This is a genomic window from Roseomonas populi, assembly GCF_024594815.1.
GTDB lineage: Bacteria > Pseudomonadota > Alphaproteobacteria > Acetobacterales > Acetobacteraceae > Roseomonas > Roseomonas populi.
The window spans coordinates 290,965-303,095 of record NZ_JANJOU010000008.1 but is presented as its reverse complement, the minus strand read 5'-3'; the positions used below and the strand labels follow the sequence as shown (position 1 = coordinate 303,095).

Genomic DNA, 12,131 nt, shown 5'->3' with positions numbered 1-12,131 from the left:
CGTGCCATGACGCCTGCCACCATTGCCGTGCTGTCCCTGAGCATGTCGGCGGACGCCTTTGCTGCATCGCTGGCCAAGGGCGCTGCCCTGGAGAGGCCTCGCTTCGCCGAGGCGCTGCGCACGGGGGTCATCTTCGGCGGCGTGGAGGCAATCACCCCCATCCTCGGCTGGCTGCTGGGCTTCGCCGCGAGCGCCTACATCGCCGCCATCGACCACTGGATCGCCTTCGGACTGTTGGGGGCGATCGGCGGGCGCATGATTCTCGGGGCGCTCAAACCCGGCAAGGACGAGGTCGGGCACGTGCGCCCGCGGCGGCACGCGCTCGGGGTTCTGGTCGCCACTGCCATTGGCACGAGCCTGGACGCCATGGCGGTCGGCGTCTCGCTCGCTTTCCTCGACATCAACATCATGCTGGTCGCCGGGACCATCGGCTTTGCCACCTTCGTCCTCGCCACAGCGGGGATGCTCGTCGGGCGGCTGGTCGGCGGCAGGCTAGGCCGCTGGGCCGAGGGGCTGGGCGGCCTCTGCCTCGTGGGGATCGGGATCGGCATCCTCGTCGAGCACCTCTCGGTCGGCTGACCGACCCTCTCCTCCCGCGAGAACGCGATGACCCGCACGGTTCGCTTCGGCCTCTACAGCATCGGCGTCGGCGTGGCCGTCCTCGCGACGAAGTTCGCGGCCTGGTGGATCACGGGCAGCGTCGCCCTCTACTCCGACGCGCTCGAGAGCATCATCAACGTCGTCGCGGCCTGCACGGCGACGCTCGCCCTCTGGGTTGGCAGCCGCCCGGCGGACCAGGGCCACCCCTACGGGCACGGGAAGGCCGAGTACCTCTCGGCGGTGCTGGAGGGCGTGCTGATCATCCTCGCGGCCCTCTCCATTATGCGGGAGGCCCTCGGCGGTTTCCTGAACCCCCAACCGCTCGACGCGTCGTTCCTGGGCATGGCGGTCAGCGCCGCCGCGACGGCCGCGAACGGGGTCTGGGGCGCCGTCCTGGTCCGGTCGGGCCGGACCGCCCGGTCGCCTGCACTCGTCGCCAGCGGCAAGCACCTCTTCACCGACGTCTTCACCTCCGCCGGCGTGCTCCTGGGCTTTGCCCTCGTGCCGCTGACCGGCTGGCTCTGGCTGGATCCGGCCCTCGCCGCGGTGGTCGCCCTGAACATCCTCTGGAGCGGCACGGGCCTGGTGCGGGAGTCGGTCGGCGGCCTGATGGACGCCGCGCCCAACCGGGAGACCCTGGCGCGGCTCCGCGGCATCCTCTCCAGCTCCGCCGAGGGCGCGATCGAGGTGCACGAGCTCCGCGTGCGCCATGTCGGCCACACCACCTTCCTCGAGTGCCACCTCGTCCTGCCGGGCGACATGCCGCTGCGCCAGGCCCACGCGATCTCGGACCGCATGGAGGAAGCCCTCCGCGCCGAGATCGAGGGCGCGGTGGTCACGATCCACATGGAACCCGAAGAAGAGGCACAGCAACGCGGCGTGCCCGTCATCTGACAGCGGCGTCGCTGGTGGTCCACCGGCTGCGGGGAAGAGGGAGCCCCGGAACGGACCGCTTGTGCCGGGACCAAACAGGGCTGCCCGCCGGCTGACCTGAGAGGGCGCTTCGGCACGAGGGTCAGGGGAGCATCGAAGCTCTGCGCCACACCGGAAAAGCTGCCGGCCCGGACGACTGCGTGAAACGGCGGAAGGTCCTCGCCTGAGTGCAGGCGCCTCATTGTTTGCGCCGTTCCCCTCGGCACGGCTCCTCCCGACGGCATCATCCCGGCTCGCCTCCCGCCTGCGGCCGTGCTGCACCGGCTTCCATCCCTGCCGCGTCAGGACTGCCGCCACCGAGCGCGACAAAGAGCGCGACGCTGTCGGCGATGCACGCCGCCTGCGCCTGACAGGCTGGCCAGCTAGGCTTCATGCTTCCCAAGTCGGCCTCATCTGGCCGGAGGCCTGTGCCCCTAATCCAGCGAATTACTGGGCAGCCGGGATGGCCGCTGGGCCGTCAGTCCCCATCCGGCGAATACCGCCTTCCCTGGGGGAGTGTCAGCAACAGCCGCATCAGTTCCATCTGCCGCGTGGTGCCGGTCTTGGAGAGGATCGATTGGATCTGCGTGCGGACGGTCGAGATCCGCACCGCCCGCCTCTCGGCGATCTCCTCCGGGGAATGGCCCGCTGCCAGCGCCTCAGCCATCGCCCCCTCGGCGGGCGTCAGGCCGTAGAGCTGCGCGGCAAGCTCGCCCAGCCCAACTGCCCGGCGATCGGGGTCTGACACCAAGACCAGAGCCATCGGCGGCTGTCGCTCGGCCGCCTCGCGCCGTCCTGGCTTGAAGGGCGCGACGAGCAAGGAGAGCGGCGCCCGGCCACCATCCCGGCTCACGAGCATGATCCCGTCCGGGGAAGCGGCGATTGTGCCGAGCTGCGCCGCCAGCGCCCGGCCGACCATCGCGTCCAGCCGCGATTGCTCCGCCTGCTGCCGAAGCGCGATGCGACCGCCTGGGGCGCTCCTTATCCCGTCCTGGCGGTCCAGGAGCCGCCGTGCGGGCAGGTTCGCGAGGGCGATGACGCCGCCCTCCTTCAGCACCAGGACGGCCGCCTCCAGCGCGTCCAGCGCCCCGAGGGCGATGTCGAGGTCCGCCCTGAGCAGGCCCATGCCCGACCGCAGCCGCATCGCGTGCAGCAGGTGCTTCCAGACCGCCTCCAAGGACGCTGCCGAGCGCCGGTCGAACGCCCCTCGCCCGTGCTTCCTTTGCACACCGAGCAGCACGACCTCCGTCGGGGAGACGTGGTCGGCCACCCCGAAGTTGTAGAAGAGGCCGCCCAGATGGGGGAGCAGCAGGTCGTTGTAGATCTCGGAGTTCCGCATCTCGTCCTCGTGGACGAAATCCTGGCTCAGGGTGGCGCCCCCCATGTCCCTGCCCTTGGGGTAGCGGGTGACCCACAGGTCGCGCGAGTAATAATAATCCTGGTAAAGCTTGGCGCTCACGGGATCGATGTTGCCGGCCGCGATGACGGAGGTCTGGTCCAGGGTCCGGCCCCTGACCTGCAGCAGGCTGGCGTCCCCCTCTCCGGCCTCCTGGACCGATGCCAGGACCTGCTGCCAGGAGCTGCCCCCGTCGCCAGGCGCCATGGCCGCGTCATAGATCGATCGGATCAGCGCGGCCGCCGCCGCGTCGCCGAACTCCATCGGGCCCTCACCCATCCGAATCCCTGGGGATGGTATCGCGGCCGGTACGATCGGCCTATCCCAAGGTCGGCGGAGGGAGGGAGGGACAGCCCGCGATGACAATGATTGCGACGGTGGTAGCGACGGGTAGGGTCTTCTCGCTCGCGAACCCTTCTGGCCAGATCCAGCCTGCTTATCCCCCGAGGAGGATGGTGCAAGAGCAAGGAGCGGCCATCAGCAGCCGGAACCCAGGCCCCGCGCTCCGGAGCCTAGAGCGGTTTCCGGCCTGACTGAATCGCTTGTGATCCACGAAGTTGTGGCGAGGTGATGCAGTGTTCCTGGCGAGGAGGCCCGGGGCATGTCGAAGGCGCTGTCGATGGATTTGCGGGAGCGGGTGGTGGCAGCAATCGCCGCGGGTGCGTCCTGCCGGGCGGCGGCGGTCCGCTTCGGGGTGAGCGCGTCGAGCGCGATCCGCTGGGCAACGCTGGCGCGGGAGGCGGGCTCGGTCGCACCAGGGCCACTCGGCGGGGACCGCCGAACGGCACGGATCGAGGCGCATGCGCCACTGATCCTGGGCTTGGTCGAGCGGACTTCCGACATCACGCTGAAGGAGATCCGGGCCGAACTGGCCAAGGCGGGCGTGTCGGCCGGGATCGGCACGCTGTGGCGCTTCTTCGACCGGCGCCGGATGACATGGAAAAAAAGTCGGCCCACGCTGTGGAACAGGACCGGCCGGACGTCCTGAGGCGGCGCTGGGCGTGGTTCGAGAGCCAGCTTGATCTCGACCCCACCAAGCTGGTCTTCATCGACGAGACCTGGGCCTCGACGAACATGGCCCGCACCCGCGGCCGGGCGCCCCGGGGCGAGCGCCTGCGGACCGGCATCCCGCACGGACACTGGAAGACCACCACCTTCGTTGCCGGCTTGCGCAACACCGGCATGCTCGCCCCCATGGTGCTCGACGGCCCGATCAATGGCTGCGCCTTCCAGGCCTATGTCGACCAGGTCCTCGTGCCGGAGCTGCGACCTGGGGACCTCGTCGTCATGGACAACCTTGGCAGCCACAAGGGCGCGGGCGTCAGGGCCTCCATCGAGGCTGCAGGCGCGAGCCTGCTCTACCTCCCGCCCTACAGTCCCGACTTCAACCCCATCGAGAACGCCTTCTCCAAGCTGAAGGCGCTGCTCCGCAAAGCCGCCGAGCGCACCGTCGATGGCCTCTGGGACACCATCGGTCGGCTCATCCCAACCTTCACCCCAGCCGAATGCGCCAACTACTTCGCCGCAGCCGGATATGACCCAGACTGATGGGAAACCGCTCTAGTGGATATGCCTCGCCGGGTCTGATCCTGGCGGCTTCAACCACGGCGAGGCGGATGCGCGGATGGCCTGGACCATGTCGTCGAAGCTCGTCGGCTTCGTGAAATAGGCGCTCGCCCCACTCGCATAGACGCGGGCGATGTCGTCCTCATGAGTCAGGGTGGACATGACGATGACCGGGATGTTTGCCCAGCGCGGCTCCGACCGAAGCTCCCGCAGGGCGGCCCAGCCGTCCACGACCGGCATGTTCAGGTCAAGGAAGATGACCGCCGGCAGCGTGAGGGCACCCGTTTCACTCGGCCTCGCGCCGCTCCGGAGATAGGCCAGCAACTCCTCCCCGTGCTCGACGAAGCGCACGGAGACGCTGAGCTGGGCCGCCTTGAAGGCGCGCTTGATGATGAGCTGGTCGAAGCGGTCGTCCTCGGCGATGAGCACCGATTTCTCGTCCGTCGCGACAAGAGCCTCGCTTGGCATCGCCGCCTCAGGAGTTCAAGGGATAGGAGCCGCGCACCGGGAGGGCGAAGCAGAAGGTGGAACCCTGGCCTTCCCGCCCGGTCGCATGGATGGAGCCCCCATGCCGCTCGATGATCTTGCGGCAGATCGCCAGGCCGACACCGGTGCCCTCGTAGCGACCGGATCCGTGAAGACGGCGGAACGGCTCGAAGATGTTCTCGCCCTGCCCCGGGGGAAAGCCGATGCCGTTGTCCTCGACGCAGACCGTCACAGCCCGCGCACCGGCCGGATCCAGACCCTTGGTCGTTTCCGGCTTCATGGGCTGCCCCGCCGGGCCCGAACCCTCGAAGACGCGGATCACTGGCCTGCGGGCGGGCGAGCGGTACTTCAGCGCGTTCGAGATCAGGTTCAGGAAGACGTGGCGGATCTGCCGCTTGTCGCACACCACCATCGGCAGGCTCTCCGCGACGATGCGCGCCTCCGCCTCGGCGATCGGGCGGGCCAGCATCTCCCGCGTCTCGCGCAGCACGTCGTCGAGGTCCACCGGCTCGAAGGGCTGGGCCTGGCGGCCGACCTGCGAGTAGTCGGCCAGGTCGCCGATCAGCCGCCGAAGGCGCCCGGAAACGCCGCGGATGCCGCTGACGACTTCCGACACCTCCTCGTCGGCGGCGATCTCGGCCGGGATCATGTCCTGGAGGATGTCGGTCAGCGTCTCGACCTGCCGGGCGGGTTCCAGCAGGTCGTGCGAGGCCACGTGCACGAAGGTTTCCAGCTGGTCGGCGACGCGGCGGATGGCGGCGCTGCTGCGCTCCAGCTCGGCCGAGCGGCGCACGATGGCATCCACGGCCATGTCGCGGAATTCCATGGCGGCCGCGATCTCGTAGGGTTCCCAGGGGCGGGAACGGCCGCGAACCTGCTCTGCCCAGGCCTCGAAGGACTTGCGGGGGTGCAGGCGGCCATCGGCGCCCTGGGGGGTGGCGGCCTTGTTCGGGTCTCCACCCCACTGCACCGTCCGCGGCAGCTCCGGGCGGAACCACAGCATCATGTCCTGGCCGGAGCGAGAGAGCGGCACAGCCAGCAGGCCGCTCGCCTCCGCCACTAGGGCCGCCCCGCCCGGGTAGGACGCGGAAAGATGGTCGGTGTGTAAGATCTCGCCTCGCATGGACATCTGGACCCAGGTCAGCAACCCGCCGAGGTCCTCCTGCGGGGGTAACCGTCCGACCGGGGTCATGGTTCCCGCCGCCCAGAGCACGGCGCCCGATGCGTCCACGGCCTCCAGCAGGGCCGGGCTGTGGTTGCGGAGCACCTCGTGCGCGTCGGCCGCGCTGCCCATGTCGAGCGCGAGCGTCGTCTGCAGCGTCTTCAGGCGGAGCCTGTAGTTCGCCGCCTCTACCTCCGCCAGGACGCCGATCTGCCAGGCCAGGGCATGGGCCATCAGCTCGCAGGCCTGCCGTACCTCGTAGCTTGGATAGCGCGGCTCCCGGTCCATGCAGGAGATCAGCCCCCAGAGCTGGCCGTCCCGGATGATGGAAACCGACATCGAGGCCCGCATGCCCATGTTGGACAGGTACTCGACATGGATGGGCGAGACGCTGCGCAGCCCGGCCTGGCTCAGGTCAATCGGCCGCTCCGTGCGGGGATCGGCCGCCGGCACCAGCGCGGCCGGGCTATAGGCCGCATCCGGGATGTTCCGGCTGGGGTTCCGCACGTAGAGCGCGCGGGCCTGGGCGGGGATGTCGCTGGCCGGGAAATGGAGCCCGATATAGGAGGGCATGTCGTCGGCCCGGTCCTCGGCGATCACCTGCCCTGAGGCATCCCCCAGGAAGCGGTAAACCATGACGAAGCCGTAGCCCGTCATGCGGCGGACCTCCGCGACCGTGGCGGCACAGGCGTCCGCGAGCGTCTTGGTGGTCTGCAACCGCTGCGTCAGGGCGCGGACATGGTCGAAGCAGGCCCGGTAGGACAGCGCGCTCGCGTCCCGTGGCTCCATCTCCAGCAGGGCCAGGCCATCGTGCCGGTGGAGGATGCTGTTCCACTCGGCTTCCGCCTCCCGGCCCCGCAGCCTGAGCGCGTAAGGGTTGCCGCCCACAGGGTCCGAGCTGCCGAGCGCCCCCCGCACCGCGGCCGCTCCCTCGTCCGAGAGGAGCGCCTCAAGCGGCTGGCCACCGAACTCGGGCGCGGGTCTCCTTGTCCAGTCAACCACGTTCGCGCTGACCGAAACGATGGTGAGGTCCGGTTCCGCCATGGCGAGGATCAGCCCGTGGGGCTGGATGCTGCCGGGGATGTGGATGGGCTCGCGGTCGCAGTTCGTCAGGTCCACCCCGGGCGGCTGGTGGGCCGGGGGCGGCGCTTCGGGATGATTCTTCGCGACGGTCATCAGGCGCTTTCGGACGTAGGGGCAGCAAACGGGGCCGGGATGGGGAAGTCCTGCATCTAGGCCCCTCCGTCGAGGGCAGACTGGATGGCGAGGGCGAGGTCGATCGGTTGGTAGGGCTTGCGGATGAACGCGGCGCCGATGGTTCTCAGCGCATCGAGATCCACCCCTTCTGGCAAGCGTCCTGACGTCACGAGGATGCTGGTGCCCGGCCTCAGCCGGCTCACACGCTGGGCGAGCCCGACGCCGTCGAGGGATCCCGGCATCGCCACGTCGGTGAAGATCAGGTCCACCTCCAGGCCGTCCGCCAGCATCCGCAAGGCGTCGTCGCCGCTCTCGGCCTCGTGGACCGGGTATCCGAGCTGCTCCAGCGCGCCAACCGCGACTTCCCGCACCGAAGCGTCGTCCTCGACGACCAGGATGCTCTCGCCATCGGCGGCGCGGACAGGGGCCTCAGCGAGGAACTCTTCGGGCTTGGCGCCGGAACCTCCCTCGGGCAGGCGCAGTTGTACCCGCGTTCCCTCGCCAGGGGCACTCTCGATGTCGATCTGGCCACCCGACTGGCGGACGAAACCGTACACCATGCTGAGGCCGAGGCCGGTTCCGACGCCGATGCCCTTGGTTGTGAAGAAGGGCTCGAACACACGCTCCAGGGTCTCGGGCGTCATGCCCTCGCCCTGGTCGACCACCGAGATCCAGGTTCCGCATCCCGTGCCGTCCACTGCGCCGCGCTCGGCTCGGACCACGATGCGCCCGCCGGGCTTCGAGGCGTCGCGAGCATTCACCACGAGGTTGAGAATGGCCATCTCGAGCTGGTTCTTGTCGACGTGGACGAGCAGCGCTTCCTCCGGGAGCGAGATCTCGACCTCGGCGGCGCCGTTGACCGTCTGCTTCAGGAGATCGCTGATGCCCTGGACCACGTCCCGGGCGTCCACGGTCGTGGCCTCCAGCGGCTGCCGCCGGGAGAAGGACAGCAATTGCGCGTTGACCTGCGCGCCGCGCCTGGCCGCGTCCTGCGCGGCGCCCATGTACTTCATGAGCACGGGGTTATGAGGGATCCGCCGGCGCAGCATCTCCAGGCTGCCGAGGATGACCGTCAGCAGGTTGTTGAAGTCGTGCGCGACGCCACCGGTCATCTGTCCCACCGCCTCCATCTTCTGGGACTGGCGCAAGGCCGCCTGCGTCGCGGCGAGCTCTGCCTCCTGGCGGAGCCGCTCCGAGATATCCCTGACGAAGTGGTAGGCCCCGATGATCTCCCCCCTCTCGTCGCGCAGCGGCGTGTAGGAAACCTCCCAGGACGGCTTGGCCAGATTCGGATCCCCGAACCTCTCGATGACGGTGAAGGCCTCGCCCGCCAGCGCGCGGGCCATGAATCCGCGGATGAGCGGGGCCTGATCGGGCGGGAAGAGGTCGGGGAACACCTCGCCGGCCCGTACCCGGTGGCCGAAGATCCTGTGGAACTCGTCGCTGTGCGCCCGGTTGAAGGCTGTCAGCCGGAACCCGGTGTCGAAGGCGCAGATCGGGTCGGTGTGGGACTGAATGATGTCCCGGTACAGGCGGAGCGAGGCCGTCCGCTCGACGACCTGCTGCCCCAGGGTGTCGTTGGTCGCCTGCAGGGCATTTTGGTTGGCATCCCGGCGCTGCCCGGCCCGGACCGCGGAGGTGGTTTCGAGGACATGGCAGAACAGGCCGCCAACAGCGCCGTCGTCGTCCCGCAGAGGGGCGTAGGAGAAGGTGAAGTAGGCGTCCTCGAAGCCCAGGTTCCTCTCCACGCGCAGCGGCAGGTCACGCCGGATGACCGGCTCGCCCCCGAGGGTCCGCCTCACCAGCGGTTCCACCTCCGGCCAGATCTCGGCCCAGACCTCCGCCAGGGGGCGGCCGAGTGCTTCCGGGTGCTTGGCGCCCAGGAGGTCGCGATACGCGTCGTTGTAGAGGAACGTCAGCTCCGGCCCCCAGGCGAGCCACGCCGGGCCGATACTGTCGAGCATGAGGTTCACGCCGACACGGAGCGCGGCGGGCCAGGCTGCCCGGTCGCCGAGACCCGCCCCGGCCCAGTCGATGGCGCGGAGAAGCGCGCCCATGTCGCCGCCCACGGGAAGAGGACCCATGGTCTCCAAAGCGTCAGACATTGGCAGTCAGGTCGCCCGGTAGCTTGGGCGCAGGAGCCGCTGATGCGGCTTCGTCCCGTTCTAGAAGGCGCAGGGCCGCGCGCATCACCTCGCTCACGCTGCCGAACCGGCCCGACGAAACGCACTTCCGTAGCAGGTCGTCCTGCTGCGGGGTGATCGAGACGGTGATGGTTCGGCGGACGGCCATAGGGTCCACTTAGAGGTAAGAATTCTTCTTACAACCACGAGCCGGGGCGTAAAGCTCGGTTCGGTCGGTCAGGTTCCCCCGCAAGGGTCACCCGTCTGGCAGGCTCACCTTGCCTCGTCCGCTTCCAGCAAACCGAGAAGACCTTACGAAGGGCCGCTGCGGGCGCCCAGCTGGCGGGCGAAGATGGCCAGGGGGCGGCAGGTTCGCTTCCGGGATTGGTGTGCGACGAAGCGGAGGGCAGGCGCTGACGCCACGACATCCCCGGCGTTCCCGGCGCCTTGGCCTGCGCGGGGGATGACGGGTTTCGCCGCGCAAGCATCAGCAGCCCTGGACAACCGTGGCGTGAACAGCGCCACCGACCTTACAGATCGATCCGGTGGTCCGAGGTGCCGGCCCCGCTGTGCTGAATGCGGTCCCGGCGCTCGACTTCAGAACCGTCGGAGAGAACCGCGGTCGCGTCGTAGCGCTCGCTACCGTCCATGGCGTCAGGAAGCCGCGGCCCCGGGCACCAGGCCGTCCTGCCCGGAACCGTTCAGGAGGGCCAGCGTGGCCATGACGGCGCCGGGATCGGCGATGCCCTGGCCGGCGATGTCGAAGGCGCTGCCGTGGCCGACGCTGGAGAAGAGGACCTTCGCCCCGATGGAAAGGGCCGAGGCGCGCCTCGGCGCCAGCAGCTTGATCGGGATGTGCCCCTGGTCGTGATAGATCGCCACGTAGGCGTCCATTGCCCGATTGGCGAGGAGGACGTCCGCGCCAGCCGGGCCCTCGGCGCGGATGCCCTCCCGCCGCAGCGCTGCCACGGCGGGCTCGGTCACGCGGGCGTCCTCGGTGCCGAACAGCCCGCCCTCGCCGGCATGGGGGTTGAGGCCGAAGACGCCGATCCGCGGATCGGGGATCCCCCAGCCGGCCAGGACGCGGTGGGCGGCCCGGGCGGCGGCGGCGACGAGTTCCGGCGTCACCCGCTCCAGCGCGGTCTGGAGCCGCTCGTGCAGGGTGGCGTGGACGATCCGCAGGCCGCCTCCGACGAGCATCATGAAGACCTCGTCGTGGGAGACGCCCGTCAGGTCCGCGATGAGGCCGGGATAGCCGCTGAACGGGATCCCGGCCGTGGCCACCGCCGTTTCCGAGTGCGGGCAGCCGATGATCGCCCCGGCCTCGCCGGCGCCGACCAGGGCCAGGGCCTCGCGGACATAGGCCACCGTCGCCGCCCCGGCCTCCGCCGTGACCTGGCCCGGCCGGAAGGCGCTGTCCGGCAGCGCCTCCACGGGGGCGATGTTCAGCCCGCCCTCGTCCCGCCAGGCCGCGGGCTCCGCGCGGATCGGCAGGCCATCCGCGTGGCGGGCGGCGTAGTGCCGGATCGGCCCGGGATCGCCCACCAGCACGGGGACCGGGCCGTCCGGCCGACAGGCGGCGAGGGCGGCGGCCTTCACCGCGATCTCCGGCCCGATGCCGTTCGGGTCGCCGATGGTCAGCGCGATGCGCCGGCGCGGTGTGGCGTTCATGGGGCCTCCGCGCCGGGCTGGGTCGAGGGGATGAAGGCGTCCGCGAAGAAGTCGGCCTCCGGCAGGCCGTGCAGCTTCGTGAAGGATTCGCGGGCCGAGGCCACCATGGCGGGGCTGCCGGAAGCGTAGACCTGCAGGCCCGACATGGCCGGATGGTCGGCCGCCGCGGTCGCCGGCACCCGGCCGGTGCGCCCGGCCCAGGAGGGGTCGGGCTGCGAGAGGACGGGGATGTAGCGGAAGTCCCGCAGGCGCCGGGCCCATCGCGCGGGAAGCTCGGGGAGGTAGAGGTCGTCCGGCCGGCGGCCGCCGCGGTACAGGATCAGGGGGCGCATCCAGCGGCGGCGCACCGCCTCCTCCAGGATGGAGGCGACAGGGGCAAAGCCGGTGCCGGTGGCGAGGAGGAGAAGGGGGCGCGGGTCTTGCCCGTCCGGCTCCACCTCGCCGTAGGGCATCTTCAGGCGCAGCGCGTCGCCGGGCTGCAGCCCGGCCAGCAGCGCGTCCGAGAAGGCGCCGCCGGGGTGCATGCGGACATGCATCTGCACCCCGTCCGCCTCGGCCGGAGAATTCGCCATCGAGTAGGAGCGCCGCTCGCCGCCCGGTAGCAGCACGTCCATGTACTGCCCCGCCTTGAAGGCGACGCGCTGGCCGATGGGGAAGCGCAGGTGCAGCCGCGTCACGCCGGGCGCGACGAGCTGCTTGCGGAACACCCGCGCCGTCACCTCCCGCGGCTGGCCCATCCCGAGGGGGCGGGAGATGCGGCGCGGGGCGATGGTGACGTCAGAGCGCGGGCGCGAGGCGCAGAAGAGCGCGTCGAAGGTCCCGCCCTCCTCGGCCGAGCGCACCGTGCCGGAGGACTCCACCGCGCCGGCGGAAACCTTGCCCTGGCAGGTGATGCAGACGCCCTTGCGGCAGGAGTAGGGGATCTCCAGCCCGGCGCGCTGCGCGGCCTCCAGGATCGTCTCGTCCGGGGCGCAGGGGAAACGGTGGTCGCTGTGGGCGACCTGCACGGTCCACTCCA

Annotated in this window: 10 protein-coding genes; 3 read left to right on the top strand and 7 right to left on the bottom strand. The window is 70.2% G+C overall.

Annotated elements, in window-relative coordinates:
• The first annotated feature begins 6 nt into the window (after positions 1 to 6).
• Together NRP21_RS12155 and NRP21_RS12150 are read left to right on the top strand one after the other, a co-directional pair.
• Positions 7 to 579: a manganese efflux pump MntP gene (locus NRP21_RS12155; RefSeq protein ID WP_257716461.1), complete on the top strand. Its 573-nt coding sequence runs from the start codon at positions 7 to 9 to the stop codon at positions 577 to 579.
• Positions 580 to 606: 27 nt separating this feature from the next.
• Positions 607 to 1,494 carry a cation diffusion facilitator family transporter gene (locus NRP21_RS12150; RefSeq protein WP_257716460.1) on the top strand — a complete coding sequence of 296 codons (888 nt, stop codon included), beginning with the start codon at positions 607 to 609 and terminating at the stop codon, positions 1,492 to 1,494.
• Positions 1,495 to 1,990: 496 nt separating this feature from the next.
• Here the strand turns inward: NRP21_RS12150 and NRP21_RS12145 are convergent, their stop codons facing one another.
• A complete protein-coding gene (locus NRP21_RS12145) occupies positions 1,991 to 3,187 on the bottom strand; it encodes a helix-turn-helix transcriptional regulator (protein ID WP_257716459.1) in 1,197 nt (398 codons plus the stop codon).
• Between the two features lie 322 nt (positions 3,188 to 3,509).
• Between NRP21_RS12145 and NRP21_RS12140 the strand changes: the two genes are divergently transcribed.
• Positions 3,510 to 4,456, top strand: a protein-coding gene (locus NRP21_RS12140) for an IS630 family transposase (protein ID WP_408639617.1) whose coding sequence is annotated in 2 segments (ribosomal slippage) — positions 3,510 to 3,848 and positions 3,851 to 4,456 — 945 coding nt in all. Because the reading frame shifts where the segments join, the coding sequence is not laid out codon by codon here.
• Between the two features lie 12 nt (positions 4,457 to 4,468).
• Here the strand turns inward: NRP21_RS12140 and NRP21_RS12135 are convergent.
• The 6 genes from NRP21_RS12135 to NRP21_RS12110 form a co-directional block, all read right to left on the bottom strand.
• Positions 4,469 to 4,942 carry a response regulator gene (locus NRP21_RS12135; RefSeq protein WP_257716457.1) on the bottom strand — a complete coding sequence of 158 codons (474 nt, stop codon included), beginning with the start codon at positions 4,940 to 4,942 and terminating at the stop codon, positions 4,469 to 4,471.
• 7 nt (positions 4,943 to 4,949) lie between these two features.
• A complete protein-coding gene (locus tag NRP21_RS12130; RefSeq protein WP_257716456.1) occupies positions 4,950 to 7,298 on the bottom strand; it encodes an ATP-binding protein in 2,349 nt (782 codons plus the stop codon).
• A 56-nt stretch (positions 7,299 to 7,354) separates the two neighbouring features.
• A complete protein-coding gene (locus NRP21_RS12125; RefSeq protein ID WP_257716455.1) occupies positions 7,355 to 9,403 on the bottom strand; it encodes a hybrid sensor histidine kinase/response regulator in 2,049 nt (682 codons plus the stop codon).
• A gap of 13 nt (positions 9,404 to 9,416) precedes the next feature.
• Positions 9,417 to 9,611: a type II toxin-antitoxin system ParD family antitoxin gene (locus NRP21_RS12120; protein WP_257716454.1), complete on the bottom strand. Its 195-nt coding sequence runs from the start codon at positions 9,609 to 9,611 to the stop codon at positions 9,417 to 9,419.
• Positions 9,612 to 10,096: 485 nt separating this feature from the next.
• Positions 10,097 to 11,113, bottom strand: a complete 1,017-nt coding sequence (locus NRP21_RS12115) for a PdxA family dehydrogenase (RefSeq protein ID WP_257716453.1) — start codon at positions 11,111 to 11,113, stop codon at positions 10,097 to 10,099.
• Positions 11,110 to 12,120 (bottom strand): 2Fe-2S iron-sulfur cluster-binding protein, encoded by a 1,011-nt coding sequence (locus NRP21_RS12110; protein WP_257716452.1) that lies wholly within the window; start codon positions 12,118 to 12,120, stop codon positions 11,110 to 11,112. Before NRP21_RS12110 ends, NRP21_RS12115 begins: the two co-directional genes overlap by 4 nt.
• Positions 12,121 to 12,131 lie beyond the last annotated feature (11 nt).

Excerpts from the sequence above, each read along its gene's own strand:
- NRP21_RS12155 (WP_257716461.1), top strand. The coding sequence starts at position 7 with ATGACGCCTGCCACCATTGCCGTGCTGTCCCTGAGCATGTCGGCGGAC.
- NRP21_RS12150 (WP_257716460.1), top strand. The coding sequence starts at position 607 with ATGACCCGCACGGTTCGCTTCGGCCTCTACAGCATCGGCGTCGGCGTG.
- NRP21_RS12130 (WP_257716456.1), bottom strand. The coding sequence starts at position 7,298 with ATGACCGTCGCGAAGAATCATCCCGAAGCGCCGCCCCCGGCCCACCAG.
- NRP21_RS12120 (WP_257716454.1), bottom strand. The coding sequence starts at position 9,611 with ATGGCCGTCCGCCGAACCATCACCGTCTCGATCACCCCGCAGCAGGAC.
- NRP21_RS12145 (WP_257716459.1), bottom strand. The coding sequence starts at position 3,187 with ATGGGTGAGGGCCCGATGGAGTTCGGCGACGCGGCGGCGGCCGCGCTG.
- NRP21_RS12125 (WP_257716455.1), bottom strand. The coding sequence starts at position 9,403 with ATGGGTCCTCTTCCCGTGGGCGGCGACATGGGCGCGCTTCTCCGCGCC.
- NRP21_RS12135 (WP_257716457.1), bottom strand. The coding sequence starts at position 4,942 with ATGCCAAGCGAGGCTCTTGTCGCGACGGACGAGAAATCGGTGCTCATC.
- NRP21_RS12115 (WP_257716453.1), bottom strand. The coding sequence starts at position 11,113 with ATGAACGCCACACCGCGCCGGCGCATCGCGCTGACCATCGGCGACCCG.